Annotated in this window: 23 protein-coding genes; 11 read left to right on the top strand and 12 right to left on the bottom strand. The window is 67.5% G+C overall.

What is annotated here, in order from left to right; translation table 11 throughout:
* Positions 1–47: 47 nt before the first annotated feature.
* From ACYVDN_RS09345 to ACYVDN_RS09325, 5 genes are all read right to left on the bottom strand, one after another.
* Positions 48–1,166, bottom strand: coding sequence for a phosphate ABC transporter substrate-binding protein PstS (locus ACYVDN_RS09345; protein ID WP_460570678.1), 1,119 nt, complete (start codon positions 1,164–1,166; stop codon positions 48–50).
* A 245-nt stretch (positions 1,167–1,411) separates the two neighbouring features.
* Positions 1,412–2,356 carry an NUDIX hydrolase gene (locus tag ACYVDN_RS09340; protein WP_460570676.1) on the bottom strand — a complete coding sequence of 315 codons (945 nt, stop codon included), beginning with the start codon at positions 2,354–2,356 and terminating at the stop codon, positions 1,412–1,414.
* Positions 2,353–4,533 carry a polyphosphate kinase gene (locus tag ACYVDN_RS09335; RefSeq protein ID WP_460570674.1) on the bottom strand — a complete coding sequence of 727 codons (2,181 nt, stop codon included), beginning with the start codon at positions 4,531–4,533 and terminating at the stop codon, positions 2,353–2,355. Before ACYVDN_RS09335 ends, ACYVDN_RS09340 begins: the two co-directional genes overlap by 4 nt.
* A gap of 135 nt (positions 4,534–4,668) precedes the next feature.
* Positions 4,669–5,556 (bottom strand): GNAT family N-acetyltransferase, encoded by an 888-nt coding sequence (gene mshD / locus ACYVDN_RS09330; RefSeq protein WP_460570672.1) that lies wholly within the window; start codon positions 5,554–5,556, stop codon positions 4,669–4,671.
* A gap of 4 nt (positions 5,557–5,560) precedes the next feature.
* Positions 5,561–6,232 carry a response regulator transcription factor gene (locus ACYVDN_RS09325; protein ID WP_460570670.1) on the bottom strand — a complete coding sequence of 224 codons (672 nt, stop codon included), beginning with the start codon at positions 6,230–6,232 and terminating at the stop codon, positions 5,561–5,563.
* Positions 6,233–6,338: 106 nt separating this feature from the next.
* Here ACYVDN_RS09325 and ACYVDN_RS09320 point away from each other — a divergent pair, with 106 nt between their 5' ends.
* The 3 genes from ACYVDN_RS09320 to ygfZ all read left to right on the top strand — a co-directional run bounded on the left by ACYVDN_RS09320 (position 6,339) and on the right by ygfZ (position 8,552).
* Positions 6,339–6,620 carry a hypothetical protein gene (locus ACYVDN_RS09320; protein WP_460570668.1) on the top strand — a complete coding sequence of 94 codons (282 nt, stop codon included), beginning with the start codon at positions 6,339–6,341 and terminating at the stop codon, positions 6,618–6,620.
* Positions 6,621–6,747: 127 nt separating this feature from the next.
* Positions 6,748–7,383 (top strand): nitrobindin family protein, encoded by a 636-nt coding sequence (locus ACYVDN_RS09315; RefSeq protein WP_460572307.1) that lies wholly within the window; start codon positions 6,748–6,750, stop codon positions 7,381–7,383.
* Positions 7,384–7,388: 5 nt separating this feature from the next.
* Positions 7,389–8,552 (top strand): CAF17-like 4Fe-4S cluster assembly/insertion protein YgfZ, encoded by a 1,164-nt coding sequence (ygfZ, locus tag ACYVDN_RS09310; RefSeq protein WP_460570666.1) that lies wholly within the window; start codon positions 7,389–7,391, stop codon positions 8,550–8,552.
* Positions 8,553–8,671: 119 nt separating this feature from the next.
* On the opposite strand, the gene ACYVDN_RS09305 is transcribed toward ygfZ, so the two are convergent.
* Both ACYVDN_RS09305 and ACYVDN_RS09300 read right to left on the bottom strand, forming a co-directional pair.
* Positions 8,672–9,523 carry a class I SAM-dependent methyltransferase gene (locus ACYVDN_RS09305; RefSeq protein WP_460572305.1) on the bottom strand — a complete coding sequence of 284 codons (852 nt, stop codon included), beginning with the start codon at positions 9,521–9,523 and terminating at the stop codon, positions 8,672–8,674.
* Positions 9,520–10,284 (bottom strand): SDR family NAD(P)-dependent oxidoreductase, encoded by a 765-nt coding sequence (locus ACYVDN_RS09300; RefSeq protein ID WP_460570664.1) that lies wholly within the window; start codon positions 10,282–10,284, stop codon positions 9,520–9,522. Before ACYVDN_RS09300 ends, ACYVDN_RS09305 begins: the two co-directional genes overlap by 4 nt.
* A gap of 98 nt (positions 10,285–10,382) precedes the next feature.
* Between ACYVDN_RS09300 and ACYVDN_RS09295 the strand changes: the two genes are divergently transcribed.
* Positions 10,383–11,138 (top strand): 2,3-diphosphoglycerate-dependent phosphoglycerate mutase, encoded by a 756-nt coding sequence (locus tag ACYVDN_RS09295; RefSeq protein WP_460570662.1) that lies wholly within the window; start codon positions 10,383–10,385, stop codon positions 11,136–11,138.
* A 42-nt stretch (positions 11,139–11,180) separates the two neighbouring features.
* Here ACYVDN_RS09295 and ACYVDN_RS09290 read toward each other — a convergent pair whose 3' ends face one another.
* Positions 11,181–12,485, bottom strand: coding sequence for an MFS transporter (locus tag ACYVDN_RS09290; RefSeq protein ID WP_460570660.1), 1,305 nt, complete (start codon positions 12,483–12,485; stop codon positions 11,181–11,183).
* 361 nt (positions 12,486–12,846) lie between these two features.
* Complete coding sequence (gene phoU / locus ACYVDN_RS09285; protein WP_460570658.1) at positions 12,847–13,497, bottom strand: phosphate signaling complex PhoU family protein; 651 nt, start codon at positions 13,495–13,497, stop codon at positions 12,847–12,849.
* A 180-nt stretch (positions 13,498–13,677) separates the two neighbouring features.
* Here phoU and ACYVDN_RS09280 point away from each other — a divergent pair, with 180 nt between their 5' ends.
* Both ACYVDN_RS09280 and ACYVDN_RS09275 read left to right on the top strand, forming a co-directional pair.
* A complete protein-coding gene (locus ACYVDN_RS09280; RefSeq protein ID WP_460570656.1) occupies positions 13,678–14,841 on the top strand; it encodes a sensor histidine kinase in 1,164 nt (387 codons plus the stop codon).
* Positions 14,838–15,536 (top strand): response regulator, encoded by a 699-nt coding sequence (locus ACYVDN_RS09275; protein ID WP_460570654.1) that lies wholly within the window; start codon positions 14,838–14,840, stop codon positions 15,534–15,536. Before ACYVDN_RS09280 ends, ACYVDN_RS09275 begins: the two co-directional genes overlap by 4 nt.
* Here the strand turns inward: ACYVDN_RS09275 and ACYVDN_RS09270 are convergent.
* A complete protein-coding gene (locus ACYVDN_RS09270) occupies positions 15,518–15,982 on the bottom strand; it encodes a hypothetical protein (RefSeq protein ID WP_460570652.1) in 465 nt (154 codons plus the stop codon). The genes ACYVDN_RS09275 and ACYVDN_RS09270 overlap by 19 nt on opposite strands.
* A gap of 161 nt (positions 15,983–16,143) precedes the next feature.
* On the opposite strand from ACYVDN_RS09270, the gene ACYVDN_RS09265 reads away from it, so the two are divergent.
* The 5 genes from ACYVDN_RS09265 to ACYVDN_RS09245 all read left to right on the top strand — a co-directional run bounded on the left by ACYVDN_RS09265 (position 16,144) and on the right by ACYVDN_RS09245 (position 21,377).
* Positions 16,144–16,626, top strand: a complete 483-nt coding sequence (locus ACYVDN_RS09265) for a CarD family transcriptional regulator (RefSeq protein WP_460570650.1) — start codon at positions 16,144–16,146, stop codon at positions 16,624–16,626.
* Positions 16,627–16,695: 69 nt separating this feature from the next.
* Positions 16,696–17,853: a bifunctional 2-C-methyl-D-erythritol 4-phosphate cytidylyltransferase IspD/2-C-methyl-D-erythritol 2,4-cyclodiphosphate synthase gene (gene ispD, locus ACYVDN_RS09260; protein ID WP_460570648.1), complete on the top strand. Its 1,158-nt coding sequence runs from the start codon at positions 16,696–16,698 to the stop codon at positions 17,851–17,853.
* Between the two features lie 234 nt (positions 17,854–18,087).
* Complete coding sequence (gene cysS, locus ACYVDN_RS09255) at positions 18,088–19,524, top strand: cysteine--tRNA ligase (RefSeq protein WP_460570646.1); 1,437 nt, start codon at positions 18,088–18,090, stop codon at positions 19,522–19,524.
* Positions 19,514–20,515 (top strand): TrmH family RNA methyltransferase, encoded by a 1,002-nt coding sequence (rlmB, locus tag ACYVDN_RS09250; protein WP_460570644.1) that lies wholly within the window; start codon positions 19,514–19,516, stop codon positions 20,513–20,515. The genes cysS and rlmB overlap by 11 nt, the downstream gene beginning before the upstream one ends.
* A gap of 43 nt (positions 20,516–20,558) precedes the next feature.
* Complete coding sequence (locus ACYVDN_RS09245; RefSeq protein ID WP_460570642.1) at positions 20,559–21,377, top strand: hypothetical protein; 819 nt, start codon at positions 20,559–20,561, stop codon at positions 21,375–21,377.
* A gap of 46 nt (positions 21,378–21,423) precedes the next feature.
* On the opposite strand, the gene ACYVDN_RS09240 is transcribed toward ACYVDN_RS09245, so the two are convergent.
* Together ACYVDN_RS09240 and ACYVDN_RS09235 are read right to left on the bottom strand one after the other, a co-directional pair.
* Positions 21,424–22,704: a DUF4032 domain-containing protein gene (locus tag ACYVDN_RS09240; protein WP_460570640.1), complete on the bottom strand. Its 1,281-nt coding sequence runs from the start codon at positions 22,702–22,704 to the stop codon at positions 21,424–21,426.
* 102 nt (positions 22,705–22,806) lie between these two features.
* The gene (locus ACYVDN_RS09235; protein ID WP_460570638.1) at positions 22,807–23,901 is read right to left on the bottom strand and encodes an ABC transporter ATP-binding protein; all 1,095 of its coding nucleotides are present in this window, start codon (positions 23,899–23,901) and stop codon (positions 22,807–22,809) included.
* Positions 23,902–24,061: the final 160 nt, after the last annotated feature.

Below are 24,061 nucleotides of genomic sequence, written 5' to 3'. Positions count from 1 at the left end.
TCTTTCTGGGTGCGCGTCGGGTTGATCGGGCGGGCAGACGGCGGCTACTACTTGACGAGCTTCAGGCTCGCGGCCACGTCGGACTGGATGCCCGACGGAAGCGGTGCGGAACCGGCGTTGGCTGCCGAGACCTTCTGGCCGGTCTCGCTGGCGGCGAAGCCGAGGTACGCGGTGGTCAGCTTGGCCTGCGCGGAGTCCTTGAAGGTGGTGCAGACGACGTCGTACGAGAGCAGCGGGATCGGGTAAGCCGAGGTGCTGGTGATCTTCGTGTAGTCGATCTTCTGCAGCAGGTCACCCTTCACCTGCGGGGTGGCGGTTGCCGACTCGTCGAACGCCTGGGTGGCGCCGGCGGGCGAGTAAGCGACATAGGTCTTGGTGGTCTGCACCTGGATCTTCGCGGCCTGAGCCTTGCCGATCGAGCTGTGGTCGGCGTAGCCGATGGTGCCGGCGCCGGCGGTGACGGTGTTCACGACACCGGAACCACCCTGCTGGCCGCTGGTGCCCGAAACCGGCCATGCGGTCGAGACCGGGTAGGTCCAGATGCTCGGCTGGGTCTGGCTCAGGTAGCTCGTGAAGTTGGCCGTGGTGCCCGAGCCGTCAGCGCGCGACACGACGGTGATCGCCGAGGAAGGCAGCGTCTGGCCGGGGTTGTCGGCGGCGATCTCCGGGTCGTTCCACTTGGTGACCTTGAGGCTGAAGATGTCGGCGATGGTCTTGCTCGACAGCTGCAGCGTCACGCCCGGGAGGTTGTAGATGACCGCGACGCCCGAGAGGTACGTCGGCAGGTTCAGCGCGCCGCCCGAACCGCAGTTGGCCTGCGACTGGGTCTGCTGCTCGGAGGTGAGTCCGGCGTCGGTGCCCGCGAAGTCGTAGGAGCCGTTCAGCCAGTTGGTCACGCCGCCGCCGGAGCCCTGCGACTTGTCGTAGTTGACGGTCACCGAAGGTGCCTGCACCTTGAATGCTGCCGTCCACGCGGTCTGTGCGTTCGCCTGTGCGCTCGAGCCACCGGCGGTGATCGTGCCGGAGAGCGAGCTGTAGTCGACTGCCGCGCTCGTCTTCGTGGGCGAAGGCGTGCTGCCGCCGGTGTTGCCGCTCGAGCAGGCAGTCAGGGCGAGTGCGGAAGCAAGTGCGATGGCGCCCACCGCGGCTGCTTTGTTGAACTTCACTGTGTTCCCTTCGGAATCGGTCGTTGCCGCTGCGTCGAGCTGCGTGTGCCTCTTTGCGCAGCGGATGTTCGGGAGACGTACGGCGTCGGGGGCCGGTCCGGCCCGCTAGCGAAGCTATGCTCGCGTGCTGACCAGAGTCCCCCCGAACAGTGAACGGAAGGTGAACTAGGCGTTACCGGACTCCCCGCACGCCGATCCTCGCTGGGCGTGCCGCGGTCGGCCGTGGTAGGCGGTCGCGATTCCCGCTAGGTGCGGGGGCTGTGCGTCTCGATGGCGATGATGCCCGATGCAGGGTTCGTCGAGGAGAGGTGGACCACCGAGTACTCGCCGACCTCCAGCGAAGCGGCCTCGCGGATGTACGCGCCCATCGTCGTTCCCGTAGCGAGGGCGATCTCCCGCATGATGTCCGGCAGCACCGGCCCGTGGCTGCAGAGCACGGCGGTCTTGCGCACGCGCACGCGCTTGCCGATCACGTCGCGGATGCCCAGCGGTGAGGTTCCCGACTCCCAGGCATCCTGCGACAGCTTCGTGGTGCGCTTCGCCTCGATGTCGAACGCGGAGCTGAGAGGAGCGACCGTCTCGACGCAGCGCACAGCATTCGAGGTGACGATGCGCTTGGGACGCCAGGCGGCGATGGTTGGCACGTTGCTGGCCGCCTGCAGCTCGCCGAGCGTGGTCAGAGGCCGCCGGGCATCCTCGCCCTTCCACCCGGAGCGCGGAGTCGCCTTCGCGTGCCGCAGCACGATCAGCGCGAAGGTCTGCGTCACGCGCTCCTCGGCGAGCGCCGCCCACTGGTCGATGATCTCCACATCGCGCTTGTAGCTCAGGTATTTGCGCACCCTGCGCAGCGGCACCCATTCGATGCCGGCGATCTCGTCGTTCGGTACGAAGGTCGACGCGTGCACGGCTTCTTCGGTGACCTCCGCCGACCAGTAGTGCACGAACTTCTCCCTGCCACTGGAGATGACGTAGTTCGTCACTCCGAGGGGGACGCCGAGTGTCACGTCGAGACCGGTCTCTTCGCGCACCTCCCGCTGGGCGGCCTGCGGGAGCGTCTCGCCGGGGTCGACCTTGCCCTTCGGCAGCGTGACGTCGGCGTACTTCGTGCGATGCACGACCAGGATGTTGGGGACGCCGTCGAGGATGCGCCAGCAGACTGCGCCTCCCGCGTAGATCGCGGTTTCCGTCACCGGCGAGTGCCTGTGCGCGGCCGATGCGAAATAAGCTGCATGAGCCTATTCTGCAGGTCGTCGAGAGGCTTGCCGTCCTCGTCGAGACTGTGCCTGACCCAGCTTCCGTCCGATGTGAGCCACCACGACGAGGTGCGATCGTCCATCGCGCGGTCGAACAGGTCGGAGAGCTCTGCAAGGTGAGCGGGGTCGGTGAGGCGCACGAGAGCCTCGACCCTGCGATCGAGGTTGCGGTGCATCATGTCGGCGCTGCCGATGTACACCTGCGGGTCGCCGTCGTTCACGAAGGCGAAGACCCGCGAGTGCTCCAGGTACCTGCCAAGGATCGAGCGCACCCTGATGTTCGCGCTGTAATCCTCCTGCCCGGCCTTGAGGCCGCAGATGCCGCGCACCCAGAGGTCGATCGGCACACCGGCGCGGCTGGCTCGATAGAGGGCGTCGATCACCGCCTCGTCGACGATCGAGTTGACCTTGATGCGGATGCCGCTCAGTCGGCCGGCTTCCGCGTTGGCCCGCTCGTTCTCGATCGCCTTGATGAGTCCCTTGCGAAGATGAAGGGGGGCGACGAGAAGTCGTTTGAACTTCTTCTCGATCGCGTAGCCGGAGAGCTCGTTGAACAGCCTCGTCAGGTCCTTGCCCACCTGGTCGTCGTTCGTGAGCAGGCCGAGGTCTTCGTAGATGCGGGAGGTCTTCGGGTTGTAGTTGCCCGTTCCGATGTGGCTGTAGTGCTTCAGCACTCCGTCTTCTTCGCGCACGACGAGTGCGAGCTTGCAGTGCGTCTTGAGCCCGACCAGGCCGTACACGACGTGCACGCCTGCTTTCTCGAGCTTGCGGGCCCACTCGATGTTCGCCTGCTCGTCGAACCGCGCCTTGATCTCGACGAGCGCCAGCACCTGCTTGCCGCGCTCGGCCGCATCGATCAGCGCCTCGACGATGGGGCTGTCGCCGCTCGTACGGTAGAGGGTCTGCTTGATGGCGAGCACGTGCGGGTCGCGCGCAGCCTGCTCGACGAAGGCCTGAACGCTCGTCGCGAACGACTCGTACGGATGGTGCAGCAGAATGTCGCCCCGGGAGATCGACGCGAAGACGTCGGGCTTGGCGTTCGGCTCGCGCGGCATCAGCTGTGCGGCTGTCGTCGGCACGTGGTTCGGGTAGTGCAGGTCGGGACGCTCCACCTTGGAGAGCTCGAACAGGCCGCCAAGGTCGAGCGGCGCAGGAAGGCGGTAGACCTCCTGGTCGGTGATGTCGAGTTCACGCACGAGCAGACCGAGCGTGATGTCATCCATGTCCTGCGACACCTCGAGGCGGATCGGCGGACCGAACCGGCGACGCAGAAGCTCGCGCTCGAGCGCCTGGATGAGGTTCTCCGTCTCGTCCTCGTCGACCTCGACGTCTTCGTTGCGGGTCACCCGGAACACATGGTGCTCCACGACCTCCATGCCGGGGAAGAGGTCGCCGAGGTGATTGGCGATGAGATCTTCGAGCAGGATGAACCGCATCGCCTCCTGCGGGTCGCCCGAGTCGATGCGCACGAACCTCGGAAGCATCTGCGGCACCTTCAGGCGTGCGAACTGCTCCTTACCGGTGCGCGAGTTGCGCACCCGCACAGCGAGGTTCAGCGAGAGACCTGAAATATAAGGGAACGGATGCGCGGGGTCGACGGCCAACGGCATGAGCACGGGGAAGATGCGCTGCTGGAACGTCGTACGCAAGCGCTCGTGGTCCTCGTGCGACAGGCTGTCCCACGTCACGATCGAGATGCCTGCGTACTCCAGCGCAGGCAGCACGAGGTCGTGGTACGCGGCCGAGTGCCGAACCTGCAGTTCGTGCGCTTTCGCACTGATGTCGGCGAGCACGTCGGAAGGCACCCTTCCGACGTTCGTCGGCACGGCGAGGCCCGTGAGGATGCGCCGCTTGAGGCCCGCGACGCGCACCATGAAGAACTCGTCGAGGTTGCTCGCGAAGATCGCGAGGAAGTTCGCGCGCTCCAGCACCGGAATGAGCGGATCCTCCGCCAACTCGAGCACCCGCTGGTTGAACGCCAGCCAGCTCAGCTCGCGATCCAGATATCTGTCGGCGGGAAGCGTCGGATCGAGCTCCGGGTTCCACGGCTGGTCGAAGTTGTCGTCGAACTCGGTGCTCAGAGCGGAGCCGATCAGGATGTCCTCGCCGTCCATCCCCTCATCATGTCACCGGGGCGGGAACAGCGGGTTAACGGCAGCGCCCACCACCCGATCCGCGAGCCACCACCCGATCCGCGCGGACGAGGTGGTGGCTCGACGGCACGGTGGTGACTCGACGGCAATAGGGGATCAGGCGCGGCGGCGATAGTGGATGTCGACCTTGTGGTCGACGAAGCCCGCTCGACGGTAGAGCGCGAGGGCCGGGGTGTTGTCGCCCTCGACGTAGAGGGATGCCCTGGTGCGACCCCTGCTGCGCATCCGCCGCAGTCCCTCGGCGAGCAGCACGCTGCCGACGCCTTTTCCTGCGGCCTCCGGCGCGACCCCCAGCACGTAGATCTCGCCGGTGTCGGAGTCCGGCTCGAGCTTGAGCCAGTCGTAGCCGATCATCACGTCGTGGTCATCGCGGGCGATGAGGAAGTCCGCCGCGTCGAACCACGGCTCGGCCATCCGCTCGGCGAGGTCGGCCGCGGTGACGCCCCCCTGCTCAGGGTGGGATGCGAAGACTCGCGCGTTGAGGGCGACCCACTCCGCGACATCCGTCGTCGGGTCGAACGGCGTGATACGGATGCCGCGCTTGGCCGCAATGGACGACGGGGTCTCCCCTGTGGCGTCGTGACCCAGGTCGGGAAGCAGCAGTTCGAGCAGGGTGCGAACGGCCTCGAACCCGTGGGAGGCAGCGAGCGCCCGGGCAGCCGGATGATCGCCGTGCGACCACGCTGAGACATCCGACTCGAGCTCCGGCAACAGCCGCTCCAGGAGTGCTGTCCCGTAGCCTCTGCCGCGTTCCGCGGGCGCGACGACGAGGTCGAGCTCGCCGCCTCCCGTCACAGCGGCCGCGACCGGCCGCTCGCCCACTGAACCCAGGTGTCCCGTGCGCCGACCGGAGGCGAGATCGAGGCGGGTCTGCTCGTTGAACGCGTCGGTGCCGTCGACCTCGCGTGCGACATCCGCCACCGCTAGAACGCTCGAAGAGTGCTCGGGCTCGATACGTCGAACGGTCAGTGCATCGTCCTGCACCGGGTCAGCCTTCCTCGTCGTCGTCGATCACGTTGAAGCGGTAGCCCACGTTGCGCACGGTGCCGATGAGCGACTCGGAGTCGCCGAGCTTTGCGCGCAGCCGTCGCACGTGCACGTCGACCGTGCGGGTGCCGCCGAAGTAGTCGTAGCCCCACACCTCGCTGAGCAGCTGCTCTCTGGTGAACACACGGGAGGGGTGCGTCGCCAGGAAGCGCAGCAGCTCGAACTCCTTATAGGTGAGGTCGAGCGACCGGCCGTGCACCTTGGCGGAATAGCTCGCCTCGTCGATGGTCACGCCGGATGCCTGAATCTTGGTCTGCTCCGGCTCCGACGCCCTGCGGTCGATCGCCAGTCTGATGCGCGCGTCGGCCTCGGCCGGTCCTGCGCCCTCCAGCATCACGTCGTCGATGCCCCATTCGCCGGTCACCGCGGTGAGGCCGCCCTCCGTGAGCACGAGGACGATCGGAACGGACGAGCCGGCCGACGCCAGGATCTTGCAAAGCGCTCGCGCGCCGACGAGGTCGCGGCGGGCATCGACGAAGATGAGGTCGGCTCCTGGAGCGCTCACGAGCGCCGAGGCATCCGAGGGAATCTGCCGAACCTGGTGGCTGAGCAGGCCGAGGGAGGGAAGCACCTCGACGGCGGGCGTGGGCGTCAGCACCAAGAGTCGAGCCACGCGACCTCCCGCCGCTTCAGAAGTACCCCGATCCTATCCGAGGGCGCGGGCCCGGCTTCGGGCAGGCGGTTGCGCCGGGCAGCATGCCGCGGGGCAGAATGGTGGCGTGACCACCGACGCCCTTACCCCGACCATGAGATGGACCTCCGTTGTCTCGGTCTGGGCGGTGACTGCGGTCGCGGCCGTGCTGGTGGGCGTCTTCGCGACGGAGAAGGTCTATCTGGGCTGGCTCGGCATCGCGATGGGCGGCAGCATCCTCGTCGCCATGTGCGTGCAACTCGCCACGCAGGAGAAGCAGGGGTTCGTGATGCGGTTCGGCGCGACGCTGGCCGGCTCGTTCGTCATCCTCGCGCTCGCCACCGGGGTGCTCTTCCTCGTGCACGCGTAAGCCTCGGTAGACTGAGCACCATGCTTGTCACCCTCGAGTTGGTCTTCGTCGGCCTGTTGTCGCTCGCCGTGCTGGCGATCGCCGGCGTGTCCGTGCTCGTCGTCTACAACCTCTTCAGGGGCCAGCGCTGATCTCTCTGCCAGAAGGGCTCCCCGCCGAGCTCGTTCCGCTCTCCTGGCTCATCGGGGTCTGGGAGGGCACGGGCGTGCTCGACTACAAGGTCGACGACGACCACGTCGAGCGGGAGTTCGGTCAGCGCATCAGCTTCAGCCACGACGGGCTCCCCGCCCTCGCGTACAGCTCGTACACCTGGCTGCTCGATGAGCAGAACACGCCGCTCGCCACGGAGCTCGGCTACTGGCGGCTGAGCCGCACGTTGCTGCCCGAGGATGCCGGACCCGGCCTTCTCCCCGGTGCAGACGTTCGCCCGTTCGACACCGCCCAGGCCGTCGAGGCGCTGCGCACCTCGACCGGCGGCTTCGACATCGAGGCCCAGATTCTGCACCCGGACGGCATCTCCGAGCTCTATCTCGGACAAGTTAAGGGACCGCGCATCGACCTCGCGACCGATGCCGTGCTTCGCACCTCCGGCGCCAAGGATTACGCCGCGGCGACCCGGTTGTACGGGCTTGTCGAGTCGCACCTGCTCTGGGCGTGGGACATCGCAGCCCTCGGCCAGGACCTGCGAACGCATGCATCGGCACGACTCGCCCGCACCGATCTTGCGGGAGTCGACCTCGCGGGCACTGAGACGGGGGAGTGATCCGGTTGTCCGTCGAACTCCCGGCTTCGCCGTTCCTCGAACTCCCCGGTGCCGTCGCCTCGCCCGAGACGGCGTCCGATCCGGGAGTTCCGGCGCACTACGGCAACCCGCTCGTCGAGCAGCGCCGACTCGAAGCGGGCGAGGCGATCGTCGACCTGTCGAGCCGCGGTGTGATCGGCGTCTCCGGTGTCGACCGCTTGAGCTGGCTCGACTCGATGACGAGCCAGTCGCTGCGCACCCTGTCGCCGGGGCACTCGGCCGAGGCGCTCCTGCTCGACCCCGCAGGCCACGTCGAGCACGCTCTTCACGTGCTCGACGACGGTGAGACGACCTGGCTGCTCACCGAGCGTTCCGACACCGATGCGGTGCTCGCGTTCCTCACCTCCATGCGCTTCATGCTGCGCGTCGAGGTCACCGATCGCACCGCCGACCTCGCCACGATCGGCTCGATCGATGCTCCTGGTGCGACTGCTACGCCGGAGGCCGAGATCTCGAACGGCGTCGCCCTGGTGTGGCGCGACCCCTGGCCGGCCGTCGTCGCGGGGGGTCATCAGTACGCGAGTGCCGAGCACGGGCATCCTGGAGCCTCGTACCACTGGGTGGAGACGCTGGTGCCGAGGGCGCGGCTGGCCGCCCTCGCCGAAGCTGCGGCGTCTGGTCATCCGGCGGCCGCGGGCACCCTCGCTGCCGAGGCCCTGCGCATCGCGGCATGGCGGCCGAGGCTCGCGACCGAGGTGGATGACCGCACCATTCCGCACGAGTTGGACTGGCTGCGCACCGCTGTGCACCTCAACAAGGGCTGCTATCGCGGACAGGAGACCGTCGCGAAGGTGCACAACCTGGGGCATCCGCCGCGTCGTCTCGTTTTTCTGCACCTCGACGGCTCGGAGAGCGCACAGATCGAGCCCGGCGCCGAGGTGCTGCTCGGCGACGCCGTCGTCGGACGGGTCACCTCTTCCGGCCTGCACTACGAACTCGGGCCTGTCGCTCTCGCGGTGATCAAGCGCTCGACGGACGCCTCCGCCGACCTCCGCGTTCGCGCAGGTGACACCCTCGTCGCTGCCGCCCAGGAGGCGATCGTGCCTCCGGATGCCGGGGCAGAGGCGAACGTGCCGCGCATCCCGCGACTGGGCCAGGTCGCCCGCACCCCGCGCAAGACCGCCGGTTGAGGAGCTCGCCGAGGCCGCGCGTCATCACCGCTGGTTGAGGAGCTCGCCGAAGGCCGCGCGTCATCACCGCTGGTTGATGAGGAGCTCGCCGAAGGCGCGCGTCTCGAAACCCGCCTCGGCTAGCCCGGCGCCACCGCCTCCCACGGCACGCTGAGCTCCCCTAGCCGCCACCGCGAACGGCCGGCGAGTACGGGCCAACCGAGGTCGCGCATCCGCTCGGCCGTCGCGATCCATCGCTGAACCGGGCCATAGGTGGACAGCGGTGCGGCGTGCGCCCACGCCTCGTCGAGCGCACCGAGAAACGCGTGCACCCGTTCGCCTGGCGTGTTGCGATGGATGAGCGCCTTGGGCAACCGCTCCGCCACGATCGACGGACGTTCGAGCTCGGCGAGACGCAGCGACACCGTGAACGACAGCGGTGCGTCCGGAGTGATGGCCACCCAGCTCGCCACCCGGCCGAGCTCGTCGCACGTGCCCTCGACGAGCATCCCCTCGGGCATCAGCCGGGAGCGCATGAGCCGCCACGCTTCGGCCACGTCTGCCTCGTCGTACTGCCGCAGAACGTTGAAGGCACGGATGACCGCGACGGCCTCCCCGCCCGGCGTCGGCACCTCGAACCCGCCGCGGGCGAACGACACGTGGGAGTCCGACGCGAACGGCGTCGCACCTTCGCGCACCCGCTCGAGCTGATCACGGGCACGCGCAACCCGCCCTGGCTCGATCTCCAGGCCGAGCACGCGCACGTCGTCGCGCACCCGCCGCAGCCGCGCCTCCAGCTCGAACGCGGTGACGCCGCTGGCTCCGTACCCGAGGTCCACGACGAGCAGGCCGGAGATGGCGCGCAGCGCCGGCCGCGTTCTGAGCTGCTCCGCGATCCAGCGATCGACCCTGCGCAGACGGTTCGTGTTGGTCGTGCCGCGTGTGACCGTGCCGATCGCTTTGCCCGGCGGCCGTGTGGATGACGCGCTCAGGGCATGACCTGCCCGCCGGAGATGTCGATCGTGAGCCCGGTGATCCACCTCGACGCGTCCGACGCGAGGAACAGGGTCGCGTCCGCGACGTCCTCCGGCTGCCCGATGCGTCCGAGCGGATAGGCGGCGCCGATCTGGCGGCGCTGCTCCTGCGACGTCCAGGCGCGCATCTTGTCGTTCTCCACTGCCGATGGCGAGAGGCAGTTCACGCGGATGCCCTGCGGTCCGTACTCGCCGGCGAGATGCCGGCTCAGCGCGATGACCCCGCCCTTCGCTGCCGCATAGGCGGCGGACGACCCCGCCGCCTGCCGTCCGGCGGAGGACGACATGGTCACGATCGTTCCGCCGTGCCGTTCGAGCATGCCGGGCAGGAAGGCCGAGATGGTGAGAAAGGTGGAGGTGAGGTCGGAATCGAGCACCTCGTGCCAGTGGGTGAGCGTCTCGTCGGCGGTAGGGACGGGCATGCCGTTCCCGCCGGCGAACGCCGCAACGATGTCGACGTCGCCGAGCTGCGCCGCGACCGTGTCACGCAGGCGCTCGATGTCGGCCTCGACGGTGCAGTCGGCGATCACGCCGATGGCTGTCACGTCGCGTTCGGACAGCGTCGCGACGGTGCGATCGAGTGCTTGCTGATCACGGCCGACGACGGCGACGTCAACGCCGTTGTCGGCGAGAGCACGCGCGGTTGCGGCGCCGATGCCGCGCGAGCCTCCTGTGATGACGGCCACCTTGCCGTTCAGGTCGGGATATGTGGCGGTCATGCTCGGCTCCTCTCGTCGCTACCGCTTCTTCGAGTCTCACGTTCGGGCGGGTTCCATTGTCCCGCGGGCCTCCGTCATTGACAGATACGCTTAGAAACATGCCTGCCCCCTACACCCTGATACTGCTGCGCCACGGCGAGAGCGACTGGAACCAGAAGAACCTCTTCACCGGCTGGGTCGACGTGCGTCTCTCCGACAAGGGACGCGCCGAAGCCGCTCGTGGTGGCGAGCTGCTGGCATCCAGCGGCCTTCTCCCGGACGTCGTGCACACCTCCGTGCTTTCGAGGGCGATCCAGACCGCGGATCTCGCTCTCGACGCCGCCGACCGCCTCTGGATTCCGGTGCGTCGCTCGTGGCGACTGAACGAGCGTCACTACGGTGCGCTGCAGGGCCTCGACAAGGCGGAGACCAAGGAGAAGTACGGCGACGAGCAGTTCATGCTCTGGCGTCGCTCGTTCGACGTTCCGCCGCCTCCGCTGGATGACGACAGCGAGTTCTCCCAGGTCGGTGACGCCCGCTACGCCGACCTGCCCGACGCCGAGCTCCCGCGCACGGAGTGCCTCAAGGACGTCATCGCGCGCATGCTGCCCTACTGGCAGTCCGACATCGTTCCCGACCTTGTGGATGGCAAGACCGTGCTCGTCACGGCGCACGGCAACTCTCTTCGTGCCCTTGTGAAGCACCTCGACGGCATCAGCGACGACGACATCGCCGAGCTGAACATCCCGACCGGCATCCCGCTCGTCTACCGCCTGGACGAGGATCTCAACCCGTTGGGGCCGGGGGAGTACCTCGACCCGGAGGCCGCAGCAGCTGGCGCCGCAGCGGTCGCAGCCCAGGGCGTCAAGAAGTAAGGCCTCACGAAGCAAGGTCGGCGCGCCGACCCCGGTCGCTGCTCAGGGCACGGGGTCGGGTTGCGCCCCCTGCGGCCTGGACCGCGCCGCGAACACCCACGCGCCGAGCGCGCCGACCACGAGAACGGCCGCCAGCGTCGCGACCGCCGGGATGATGCCGACCACCGCGCCAAGCACTCCGAGAGTGATGCCGCCTGCGGTCCGCAGACCCGACGCGAACGTGCCGTACACGCCGAGGATGCGGCCGCGTTCGGCTGCGGGGGCCTGCAGCTGAACGACGCTCTGCGTGATCGACAGCGAGCCGATCTCACCGCAACCTGCGATGACGAGGGCGATCAGGGCGATGGCGTAGTTGCCGGTGAGGGCGAAGACCAGCGTGGCACCGCCGAAGACGACGGTGGAGATGACGGCGGCCCTCAGAGTCGGATGCATGATGCCCGTCGCCTCGAGCAGGATGCCGCCCACCACGCCTCCGAAGCCCATGGCGAACAGCAGCATGCCGTAGGTCAGGTCGCCTTCCGAGCCCGCGCCGAGCTGTCCTGCGAACGCGGGCATCGACACCTGCAGGGCGTTGCCGATCGTCACGGCGGTGAGTCCGGAGATCACGATCATGGCGACGATGAGCCGGTTCGAGCGGATGTCCCGCAGCACCCGCGGCAGGTCCCTGAAGCGCACCATCGACCTGTTGACGAGCACTCCGGCATCCCTGGTATGGCCGGTGAACGGCGTTCGCCACATCAGGACCATCATCGGCAGGTAGAACAAGACATTCGCGAAGATTCCGCCTGTCGGGCCCAGCCAGAGCAGCAGCGCTGAGCCGACGGCCGGTCCGAGCAGCAGGCCGAGGCTCTGGAACGTCGCGTTGAGCCGAACGGCGCTGGGCAGCTCGGAGCGGTCGACGAAGTCGTGCAGCATCAACTGCTCGGCCGGCGACCAGAAGGAGCCGGCAACGCCGTGAAGCACGAGCAGAACGCACGCCTCCCACATCTGCAGCGAGCCGGTGAGGAACAGCACGCCCCAGAGCACGGAGACGAGCATGTAGAGGCCTTGCGCCAACTGGATGAGCCTGCGGCAGTCGTATTTCTCGGCCAGCGTTCCGGTCCACACCGACAGCACGAGGAACGGCAGCCAGTGGCTGATGATCTGGAATCCGACGAGCGCAGGGGAGTGGAACGTCTCCCACAGCACCCAGTACGAGATCACGTGCTCGATGTTGTCGGCCATCATCGACAGCCCCGACGTGAAGAGATAAGGCCGCGAGGCCCCGTTGCGCAGTGCTGCGAAACGACGCGGGACGCTTGGCCGTCCGGCTCGTCCGCCGTCCTGCACCGGTTCGGATGCCTCCACGTGACCTCCTCGTCGGTTCAGGGGCGTAGCCAGTATAAGTTCGCACCGCCGACATATCGGACATCGGGGCGTCACTCATCCCCAACCGATGGCACGGTCACGCCACCACAGCCGTGAGTACGGACACAAGACGACCACAACTGCACGGTCGGCTCAATGCACAAGACACCCCGGGTCGATGCGGCTAAGGCCGTACCCATGGAGACCGCGTCCCACCAACACACAACCTGCAATATCGCGAACGCAACCCGCTCCACGTCGCGGCGGCGTGTACGCCGCGACAACCCCGACCACGCGCCCCGCCAACTGCGGCACGCCGGGCGGGGACCGGCGCGCCAAACAACGCCGGGACCGGCGTGCTCTATTCCTCAGGCACCCAGTCGCCGGTGACGAGGTACTGGACCTTCTTCGCGATGGAGACCGCGTGGTCCGCGAAGCGCTCGTGGTAGCGGGAGGCGAGGGTCGCGTCGACGGTGTCGACTGCCCCGCCCTTCCAGGTCTCGCCGAGCACCTTGTCGAAGACGCTGACGTGCAGCTCGTCGATGTCGTCGTCCTGGTCGCGGATCTCGTCGGCGAGGCGCGGGTCCTGCGTGCGGAGCAGTTCGACGAGCTTCTCAGCGATGACGACGTCGAGCCTGCCCATCTCGGAGAACGTCTCGCGAAGGGTCTTCGGAACGACCTTGTCGGGGAACCGGTACCGGGCGAGCTGGGCGATGTGCTCGGCGATGTCTCCCATGCGCTCGAGCGACGCGCTGATGCGGAGTGCGCTCACCACGATGCGAAGGTCGCGTGCGACCGGGTTCTGCCTCGCGAGGATCTGGATGGACAGCTCGTCGAGCACCACGGTGAGGGCGTCGATCTTCTGGTCGTTCTGGATGACCGTCTCGGCGAGCGAGACGTCGGAGTCGTTGAAGGCCGCGGTCGCATTGCGGATCGATACGACGACCAGCTCCGCGATCTCGACCAGTCGGTCCTGCACTTCGCGCATCTCGTGCTGGAATACGTCACGCATTCTGGGCTCTATCCTCCGTGGCGGCACGCTGAATGACCGGGTTCGTCCGGTCCTGGGCTCTTCATGCTTTCGATGACAGGTTAACGGACGGTGTCCATGGCCAGAACGTTCCACGAAGGGGTCAGCACGGCGAGCACCCTCGTTCAGGAGGGGTGGTACCGCACGGTTAACCTTGTCCATATGGACTCCACCTGGTTGGTGCTGCTGTCGCTGGCACTCGGCCTCGTGATAGGAGCCGGACTGATCTGGCTGCTGTATGCGGCTGCTTCGAGGGGGCACAGAGCGACCGAGATCGCCAGCCCGACGGTGCCGGATGGCGTCGACCAGATTCTGGAGGCGCTGCCGACGGCAGGCATTGTCGTCGACCCCAGCAACAACGTTGTACGGGCGTCGGCCGGCGCCTACAACCTGGGCCTGGTCTGGAACACGGCTCTCAGCCAGCCACGCCTCGTCGAGCTGGTCGACCAGGTGCGTCAGACGGGGGACCCGGTCGACGAAGAGCTCGAGCTCGCGCGGAGTGTGCTCGGAGACGCCACGGTACAGCTGACGGTTCGCGTCGTGCGTCTCGGCTCCCGCTACATCCTTCTGCTCGCGGATGACCGCACGGAGTCGGTGCGGCTTGAGCAGGTTCGACGTGACTTCGTCGCCAATATCAGCCACGAGTTGAAGACGCCGATCGGGGCGGTGAGCGTGCTCGCGGAGGCGCTGGAGAGCGCACCGGATGACCCGGAGCAGGTTCGGCACTTCGCGCATCGCCTCACCGGCGAGGCCGCGCGGCTGACACGTCTGACGCAGGACATCATCGACCTCTCCCGCCTGCAGTCGGCCGAGATGGTGCCGCACGCCGAGCGGGTCTCGATCGATCACGTCGTTGCGTCGGCCGTCGATCAGAACCGAGTGCTCGCCGAGTCGCGCCACATCGATCTCGCGACCGGTCGGCGCTCGCACGCCGTGGTGTTCGGCGATGAGACGCTTCTGACCACGGCGGTGCACAACCTGATCTCGAACGCCGTGAAGTATTCGCCAGACAAGGCTCGCGTCGGTGTCGGCACACGCCTGCACGACGGGGTGGTCGAGATCTCGATCACTGACCAAGGTCCTGGCATCCCGTCGGAAGACCTCGACAGGGTGTTCGAGCGCTTCTACCGCGTCGACCAGGCGAGGGCCCGCGCGACCGGCGGAACCGGGCTCGGACTCGCCATCGTTAAGCACGCCGTGCAGAATCACGGAGGTGAGGTGCGCGTGTGGTCGAAGCCCGGCCACGGGTCGACCTTCACCATCAGACTTCCCGAGGCGGAGCACATCGCCCCGACCGGGCTGGAGCAAGGAGAACGAACGATATGACCCGCATCCTCTTGGTCGAAGACGAGGAAGCACTGAGCGACCCGCTCGCGTTCCTGCTGCGCCGCGAAGGATACGAGGTGACCGTCAGCGATAACGGACTCGATGCGATCGCCGAGTTCGACCGCGACGGAGCCGACCTCGTGCTGCTCGACCTGATGCTCCCCGGCATCCCGGGCACGGAGGTCTGCAAGCAGCTGCGCAACCGCTCCAACGTGCCGATCATCATGCTGACCGCGAAGGATTCGGAGGTGGACATCGTCGTCGGACTCGAGCTCGGCGCCGATGACTACGTCACCAAGCCGTACTCGACCAGGGAGCTGCTGGCCCGCATCCGGGCGGTGCTCCGCAGGCGCACCGACGACGGCGAGTTCGAAGACGACGGCATTCTCGAGGTCGGATCGGTGCGCATGGATGTCGACCGTCACGCCGTCACGGTCGGAGGAGTCGAGACGGCGATGCCTCTCAAGGAGTTCGAGCTTCTCGAGCTGTTGCTGCGCAACGCGGGCAGGGTGCTCACGCGCGGTCAGCTGATCGACCGCGTCTGGGGGAGCGACTACTTCGGTGACACGAAGACCCTCGACGTGCACATCAAGCGCATCAGGTCGCGCATCGAGACCAACCCGTCAGACCCGCAGATGCTGGTGACGGTACGTGGCCTCGGTTACCGCATCGAGGATCAGCGCGCGGGCGCGTAGTCCTCGAAGCCGGGGAACGTGGACGAGAGCACCGGAACGCTCAGGGTGACTCCCGTCTGCGTCCCGTAGGTGAAGAACACGTCGGTGAGGGCTCCCGCCTTCGCGTCGAGGTTGGTGAACAGCAGGCGGGTTCCCGTCGCGCCACCGATCTTCTTGACGCCGTATGCCGGAACGGTCACGTAGAGGTTCTCGCCGCCGTGCTGCACCTCGATGCGATGCGGCTTGGCCTCGTTGTTGACGAAGGTCGCAACGAGATTGCCGACCTTGTCCTCGCTGCCCGTGATGAGGACGGCGTTTCGCACGTCGACCTTTCCGACGGTGCCGCCGACGCCGACGGAGCTCTCCTGCATGTGCAGGGTGTCCTGCGGGGCGGTCAGGGAGCAGCCGGACATGCCGAGCGTCAGTCCCAAAGCAAGAACGATGGATGCCGTGACACGCGCCTTCACTGAGACCCTCCAAGTCGCACCGGGCCGGCCGATCGGCCTGTTACGAACACCGCGGATTGCGTTGAAAGCCTAGCGCATGGAGGGGACGCCTCCGGGAGGGCGGCACAGAATAGCACGGCACCGCTGTGGTATCCTAGACGCTGCTGAAGGGACTGCTATTTATGCTTTTCGAGGTCGGCGAGACGGTCGTTTACCCCCATCACGGTGCAGCAACGATCACCGAGGTGAAAAAGAGAGTCATCAAGGGCGAAGAGAAGGTCTACCTCAAGCTCAACGTTACGCAGGGAGACCTCACGATCGAGGTTCCCGCTGACAACGTCGATCTGGTCGGTGTGCGCGACGTGATCGGCAAAGAGGGTCTCGACAAGGTCTTCGAGGTGCTGCGTGCAGAGTTCACCGAGGAGCCGACCAACTGGTCCCGCCGTTACAAGGCGAATCTCGAGAAGCTCGCGTCGGGTGACGTGATCAAGGTCTCCGAGGTCGTTCGCGACCTGTGGCGCCGCGATCAGGATCGTGGACTCTCCGCCGGTGAGAAGCGCATGCTCGCCAAGGCACGTCAGATCCTCATCTCCGAGCTGGCGCTCGCCGAGAAGACCGACGAGGAGCAGGCCTCCACAGTGCTCGACGGAGTTCTCGCTTCCTGACCCCACGTTCGTGGTGATCTGCGCTCCGTTGGACGGCTGACGCCCCACTCGACGGCTACTGTCGAGTGCGTGAGCGTCGAACCATCCGCGCGGGTCGCGGTCGTGATCGTGGGTGCCGGGTCCGGTACCCGTCTGGGTGCTGCGGTGCCGAAGGCGTTCGTCACGGCAGGTGGGTCGGCTCTGCTCGAGCACGCGGTGCATTCCGTGATCGGCATGTCAGGTCCGGCCCAACTGATCGCCGTCGTGCCTGCGGATCTGACGACGTTGGCGACCGACCTCATCTCGCCGCTCGCGCCCGACGCCGTCGTCGTCGCCGGCGGAACGACGAGGCAGGCATCGGTCGCGGCGGGGCTCGCGGCGCTCGACGACGCGATCGAGGTCGTCCTGGTGCACGATGCGGCACGAGCGTTCACGCCGTCCGATCTTTTCGACGCGGTGGTTGCGGCGGTCGACGCGTCGGGCGACGGCATCGTGCCGGGCATCCCGGTGAGTGACACCGTCAAGCGCACGGATGCCACCTCTCGCATCACCGAGACCGTCGACCGCTCCGAGTTGGTCGCTGTGCAGACACCGCAGGGGTTCCCGCGGGAGCGCATCGTCGAGGCGTACCGGGTCGCGGTCGCGGAGGCGACGGATGACGCGGCTCTTGTCGCCGCGACGGGCCATCCGGTGCGGATCATCCCAGGCGACGCCCTCGCCTTCAAGGTGACGACCCCGGCCGACCTGCGCCGGGCTGAGGAGCTTCTAGGAGGCGGCATGCCGCGCATCGGTCTCGGCACGGACACGCATGCCTTCGGCGGCGACGGCGATCTCTGGCTCGCCGGACTGCACTGGCCCGGCGAGCCAGGTCTCGCAGGGCACAGCGACGGCGATGCCGTCGCCCATGCCATCGTGGATGCTCTGCTGTCGGCCTCCGGCCTCGGCGACATCGGAAGCGCCTTCGGCACTGACGACCCGAGGTTCGCCGGCGCGCATGGCGAGGTGTTCCTCCGCGCAACGAACGACATGCTGCGAGCCGCCGGCTTCCGCATCGGCAACGTCAGCGTTCAGCTTGTCGGCAAGAGACCGCGGTTCTCGGGGAGACGAGCCGAAGCGGAGAAGGCGCTCACGAGCATCCTCGGCGCGCCGGTGTCGATCTCGGCGACGACGACCGACGGGCTCGGCTTCACAGGCCGAGGTGAGGGGGTCACGGCGATCGCGACGGCCCTGGTGACGCGCATCCCCTGACGCGATGACACGCATCCGCCGGTTGAGGAGCGCCCGCGGAGAGCACGCGTCTCGACACCCGAACGCCCGCGGGGCAGGCTTCGAGACGCTCGCCTTTCGGCGTGCTCCTCAACCAACGGAGGCTCGCACACCCGATCGACCCCTATCGCGCCTACGGCGCTCACGGGCTCAATCGGCAGAGCGGTGCAAGCGAGCTTGCACCGCTCTCACCTCAATCGCCCATAGTCTTAACTGGTGGGAATCCGACTCTACGACACGCGTGCCGCCTCGCTGCGTGACTTCGTTCCGCTCGTCGACGGCCGCGTCGGCATCTACGTCTGCGGTCCCACGGTGCAGTCCTCTCCCCACATCGGACACCTGCGTTCTGCTCTCGTGTACGACCAGATCAGGCGGTGGCTCAACTACCGCGGCTTCGACGTGACCCTCGTTCGCAACGTCACGGACGTCGACGACAAGGTGCTGATCAACGCAGCGGCCGCCCGCGCCTCCGGCAGCAACGAGGAGTGGTGGGGTCTGGCCTACCGGTACGAGCGCGAGTTCACCGAGTCGTATGCCGCACTCGGCATCCAACCGCCGACGTACGAGCCGAGGGCCACGGCGAACATCCCGCAGATGCAGGAGCTGATCGCCCGCCTCATCGCGCGCGGCCACGCCTATGCGGCCGACGACGGCTCGGGCGACGTGTACTTCGACGTGCGCAGCTGGCCGAGCTACGGCGAGCTGACCAAGCAGAGCATCGACGCGATGGAGCCGGCGACGGATGCTGATCCGCGCGCCAAGCGCGACCCTCGCGACTTCGCGCTGTGGAAGGGCCGCAAGGCCGATGAACCGGAATCCGCGACGTGGCAGAGCCCGTGGGGAGTCGGCCGCCCCGGCTGGCACATCGAGTGCTCTGCGATGTCGTCGCGCTACCTCGGACCTCGGTTCGACATCCACGGCGGCGGCCTCGACCTGCGCTTTCCGCACCACGAGAACGAACTCGCCCAGTCGAGTGCGGCCGGCGATGGCTTCGCCGGTTACTGGGTGCACAACGGTCTCGTGAACGTGTCCGGCCAGAAGATGTCGAAGTCGCTCGGCAACTCGGTGTACGCGGCCGACCTGCTCGGTGCTGCGCGACCGCTGGTCGTGCGGTACTACCTCGGATCGGCGCACTACCGCTCGACGATCGACTTCACCGAGGGTTCGCTCGCCGAGGCTGAGGCCGCACTGGAGCGCATCTCCGGCTTCCTCGACCGCGTCGAGCGCCGGCTTGCAGGTACGCGGTTCGCGTCGAGCGGAGTCGAGATCATCCCGAACGCTTTCGCGGCGGCCATGGATGACGACTTCGGCGTTCCCCAGGCGCTCGCCGTGCTGCACGACACCGTGCGAGCGGGAAACCAGGCGCTCGACGGCGAAGACCTCGGGGCGGCGGCCTCAGCGCGCGGCCAGGTCGTCGCGATGACCGAGGTGCTCGGCATCAATCCGCTCTCCGCGACCTGGAAGGCGCAGACGGATGCCCCGGTGCGCGCCGCCCTCGACGCACTGCTGCGCACACTTCTCGCCGATCGGCAGGCAGCTAGGCAGGCTCGCGACTTCGCTGCCGCCGACCGGATCCGTTCAGAGCTCGCCGAGGCGGGCATCACGATCGAAGACACCCCGACGGGTGCACATTGGAGTATCGATGGCGAATAAGCCGCGCGCGGGAGCCGTGCGCAAGTCGAAGAAGGGTCCCACCAAGGGATCGGGCGGACAGGGTCGCAAGGCGCTGGAGGGCAAGGGTCCGACGCCCAAAGCCGAGGACAGGCAGTACCACGCCGCCGCGAAGCGCAAGGCGCTCGCCGAGCGCGCGGCCGCGAAGGCGGCGGGGCGCAGCGGACAGCGTTCGAACACCGCGGGGGGCTCGGCGAACCGCAGAGCCACGTCGGATGACGCCGAGATCGTCACCGGCCGCAACTCGGTGCTCGAGGCGCTTCGCGCGCGCATCCCCGCCACGACGCTCTTCGTCGCCACCCGCATCGAGGTCGACGACCGGGTCAAGGAGATCCTGACGCTCGCCACGAAGCGCGGCATTCCCGTGCTCGAGGTCGTGCGGCCTGAGCTCGACCGCATGTCTGGTCGCGACGCCGTGCACCAGGGTGTGGCGCTCAAGGTACCGCCGTACGAGTACGCGCACCCGGATGACCTGCTCGACCAGGTGCTCGAGCGTGGTCAGACCCCGCTGTTCGTTGCGCTGGACGGCGTCACCGATCCGCGCAACCTCGGCGCGATCATCCGTTCGACCGCGGCATTCGGCGGGCAGGCGGTGATCGTGCCGCAGCGCAGGTCGGTAGGGGTCACGGCGTCGGCATGGAAGACCTCCGCGGGCGCCGCGGCGCGCACACCTGTCGCGATGGCGCCCAACCTCACGCAGACTCTGAAGGGCCTCCAGAAGCGGGGACTGTTCGTGCTCGGTCTCGACGGCGACGGCGACGTGTCGCTGCACGCGCTCGAGCTCGCGGATCGCGGCGTCGTGATCGTGGTCGGCAGCGAAGGCAAGGGACTCTCCCGGCTGGTGAGCGAGACGTGCGACGCGATCGTGTCGATTCCGATCAGCGACGCCACCGAGTCGCTGAACGCCGGCATCGCCGCGAGCGTCACGCTGTACGAGATCGCCAAGCGGCGCGCGGAGGCCGACGCGAACTGAGCTGTCTACACGGACTCGGGAACCGGTGCCTACGCTGTCGAACATGGATGACAGGCGGCGACGTCTGCTCGAGCGCGCCTACTCCCGTGAGGGCGCGACGGAGGCTCAGCGCGACTACCGCGACCCTGTGACAGGGGAGACCCTGCGGATGACGCCGAGCGAATGGGCGCTCTCCGAGTACGACAGGATGAACGCGCCTGCGACGAACGACCGTCGCGAGGGCGCGCCAGGTGCCGACCGCGACGACGGCGGGATGCCGGCGTCCAGCGATGATGGCGGTGGTGGTTGGAACCAGATTCCCGATGCGGACGACCAACTCGACGGCTCGCGACGCCTGTTGTGGGCGCGGCGAGGCATCCTCCCCCCTCTTCTCGTCGGTGTCGCTGCGTTCATCGTCGGAGTGCTGGCCACGCTCGGGGTCTCCGCAGCCGTCGGCGGACCCGCGGCATCCGGCCACGCGGCCCCCACGCCGACCCCGACGCGTGTCGTCCCCTTCTATGTGCCGCTTCCGGCCGCCGCTGTTGAGGAGTACTTTCACTCGCCCCGCATCGTGGCCGACCTGCCGAACGGCGTCACGGCGGGATTCGACCCGTCGTTCTACCCGGTGGCGAACAGCCTGACCCTGCAGGAGAGCAGCGCCATCTACGCGGCGAGGCGGCTGAACGGCGAGTACTGCTTGGTGGCGGTAGCCGGAGACCAACGGGTCGCCGAGACCTGTGCCACCCTGAGCGGCATCGCCAAGCACGGGCTGTCGCTCACCAAGGACGTGACGCGGGACCTCGACGGGCGTCCGCTCGCGGTCACCGCGACCTGGCAGCGGGACGGAACGATCAGCTGGGACGCGATGCCGTCGGTGGGATGACCGGGTAGTGGCGTGCCGGCCGGCGGGATGACCGATGCATGGTGGATCAGACCTTCGACATCCAGTCGTCGTCGTCGATGACATCCGTCGGCACAGTGATGGCCTCGGTGACCGGAGCTATCACGGTCGCCTCGTCTCTGCGGTGCCGCAGCACATCGTTGATGTACGACGAGAGCGCCTCGGCGAGCGGCACGTCGCGGCCCTCCTCCTGCGACATGTACCAGCGGTGGTCGAGGAGCTGGTGGAACACCTCGGCCGGCTCGAGCTTGCCCCTCAGGTCGCCGGGGATGGCACGCACCACGGGCTCGAAGACGCGCAGCAGCCACTCGTGGGCGAGCGCTTCCTCGTCCATGCCAGGCTTCGCCACCGTCGCGGCATAGGAGTCGAGGTCGTTCAGAAGTCGCCTTGCCTGGTTCTCCTGAGCGTCGAGCCCGGTGAGCCGGAGCAGCCGCCGTTGGTGGTGGCCGGCATCGACGACCTTCGGCTGGATGCGCACGCTCGCGCCGCCCTCGTTCGTGCGGATCGCGAGTTCCTCGATGTCGAACCCGAGCTCGTTGAGCCTGCGAACGCGTTCGGCGATGCGCCAGCGCTCGGAGGCCGAGAAGGACTCGCTGCCCGTGAGTTCCTTCCAGAGCGAGCGGTAGGCGGTGATGATGCCGCCGGCTACCTCGACCGCGTCGAGCTCCTCGGCGAGCCGCCCGCCCGCAGCGATGTCCATCAGCTCGCCGGCGATGTTCACCCGCGCGATCTCGAGGTCGTTCTCACGCTGCCCGTTCGAGAGGCCGCCCTCGTAGAGCTGCCCCGTCTCGGCGTCGACCAGGTAGGCGGCGAATGCGCCGGCATCTCGCCGGAAAAGCGTATTGGACAATGACACATCGCCCCAGAAGAACCCGGCCATGTGCAGGCGCACCAGCAGAACGGCCAGCGCGTCCACAAGTCGGGTCGCGGTGTCCGGCCTCAGGGTCTGGGAGTACAGGGCACGGTAGGGGAGCGAGAACTTCAGGTGCCTGGTGACCAGCACCGGCTTGAGCGGCTTGCCGGACTCGTCGGCGCGACCCTCGATGACGGCGAGGGGGTCGACGCACGGCACGTCAAGGCGCTGCAGGGTGCGGAGCATGTCGTACTCGCGCCTCGCCATCTCACCTGTCGTCTCCTTGATGGCGATGACGTAACCGGAGAGGTTCGCGAAGCGCACCAGGTGCCGCGAGATGCCCTTGGGGAGCAGGGCGATGTGATCGTTGGGCCACTCGTCGAGTGGGAGGTCCCACGGGAGGTCGAGCAGCGCAGGGTCGACAGTCGCCGCGGTGATGTTCAGGGAGCCGGCCATAGCCATCCATTTTAAGTGCGATCCGGCCTCTCGGCCGGCGAGAACGAAGAAGGCCCCGACCGGATGATTCCCGTCGGGGCCTTCTACTAATGGGGTGTGCGCTTAGTCGACGACAGCGCCACCGAGGCGCTCGCCGCTCTCGGCGTCGAAGATGTGCACGTGGCCCGGCTTCGGCGTGATGTAGACCGTCTCGCCGGCGTTCGGGTGCACGCGACCGTCGACGCGGCCGACGATGTCGACGCGCTTGTCGTCGACCTCGGTGTGGCCGTACAGGTAACCGTCGGCGCCGAGCTCCTCGACCAGGTCGACGGCGACCGTGAGGCCGTTGCTCGCGCTGGAGGAGACGACGACGTCCTCGGGGCGCACGCCGATGGTGACGTTCTTGCCGGCCTTGGCCAGCACGTCGCGGTCGACGGGGACGACGGCGGTGCCGAACTGGATGCCGCCCTCGGTGACATCCGCCGAGAACAGGTTCATGGCGGGGCTGCCGATGAAGCCGGCGACGAACACGTTGTTCGGCTCTGCGTAGAGCTCGCGCGGGGTTCCGACCTGCTGCAGCACGCCGTCCTTGAGGACGGCGATGCGGTCACCCATGGTGAGGGCCTCGGTCTGGTCGTGCGTGACGTAGACGGTGGTGACGCCGAGACGACGGGTCAGCGAGGCGATCTGGGTACGGGTCTGAACGCGGAGCTTGGCGTCGAGGTTCGACAGCGGCTCGTCCATGAGGAACACCTGGGGGCTACGCACGATCGCACGGCCCATCGCGACGCGCTGACGCTGACCACCCGACAGTGCCTTCGGCTTGCGGTTCAGGTAGGGCTCGAGGTCGAGCAGCTTGGCCGCCTCCAGCACGCGCTGTGCGCGCTCGTCCTTCTTCACACCGGCGATCTTGAGCGCGAAGCCCATGTTCTCGGCGACGGTCATGTGCGGGTACAGGGCGTAGTTCTGGAAGACCATGGCGATGTCGCGGTCTTTCGGCGGAACGTCGGTGACGTTGCGCTCGCCGATGAAGATGTTGCCGTCGTTGACCTCTTCGAGGCCGGCCAGCATGCGGAGCGACGTCGACTTGCCGCATCCGGAGGGGCCGACGAGAACCAGGAACTCGCCGTCGGCGATGTCGAGGTTCAGCTTGTCGACCGCAGGACGAGTCGAGCCCGGATAGATCCGAGTCGCGTCGTCGAACGTGACTGTTGCCATGGTTTCGTGTCTCCTTCACCGGCAGGTACGTGCCGGACGATCCGTAGTGAATGGATGTTGTATGGCCATTAGGTCACCAATGACCAAAACCGATGTTACGACATGCGTAGCCGCCGGACGAATCGGCCTCCTCGCACCATTCGCACCGGAGGCGTGCGAA

It is taken from the genome of Humibacter soli (assembly GCF_054779035.1).
The sequence above is the reverse complement of the archived record's forward strand: the minus strand, read 5'-3'. Positions and strand labels throughout refer to the sequence as shown.

Excerpts from the sequence above, each read along its gene's own strand:
- ACYVDN_RS09240 (WP_460570640.1), bottom strand. The coding sequence starts at position 22,704 with ATGGCCGGCTCCCTGAACATCACCGCGGCGACTGTCGACCCTGCGCTG.
- rlmB (WP_460570644.1), top strand. The coding sequence starts at position 19,514 with ATGGCGAATAAGCCGCGCGCGGGAGCCGTGCGCAAGTCGAAGAAGGGT.
- ACYVDN_RS09300 (WP_460570664.1), bottom strand. The coding sequence starts at position 10,284 with ATGACCGCCACATATCCCGACCTGAACGGCAAGGTGGCCGTCATCACA.
- ACYVDN_RS09280 (WP_460570656.1), top strand. The coding sequence starts at position 13,678 with ATGGACTCCACCTGGTTGGTGCTGCTGTCGCTGGCACTCGGCCTCGTG.
- ACYVDN_RS09265 (WP_460570650.1), top strand. The coding sequence starts at position 16,144 with ATGCTTTTCGAGGTCGGCGAGACGGTCGTTTACCCCCATCACGGTGCA.
- ACYVDN_RS09245 (WP_460570642.1), top strand. The coding sequence starts at position 20,559 with ATGGATGACAGGCGGCGACGTCTGCTCGAGCGCGCCTACTCCCGTGAG.
- ACYVDN_RS09275 (WP_460570654.1), top strand. The coding sequence starts at position 14,838 with ATGACCCGCATCCTCTTGGTCGAAGACGAGGAAGCACTGAGCGACCCG.
- ACYVDN_RS09335 (WP_460570674.1), bottom strand. The coding sequence starts at position 4,533 with ATGGACGGCGAGGACATCCTGATCGGCTCCGCTCTGAGCACCGAGTTC.
- ACYVDN_RS09295 (WP_460570662.1), top strand. The coding sequence starts at position 10,383 with ATGCCTGCCCCCTACACCCTGATACTGCTGCGCCACGGCGAGAGCGAC.
- phoU (WP_460570658.1), bottom strand. The coding sequence starts at position 13,497 with ATGCGTGACGTATTCCAGCACGAGATGCGCGAAGTGCAGGACCGACTG.
- ACYVDN_RS09235 (WP_460570638.1), bottom strand. The coding sequence starts at position 23,901 with ATGGCAACAGTCACGTTCGACGACGCGACTCGGATCTATCCGGGCTCG.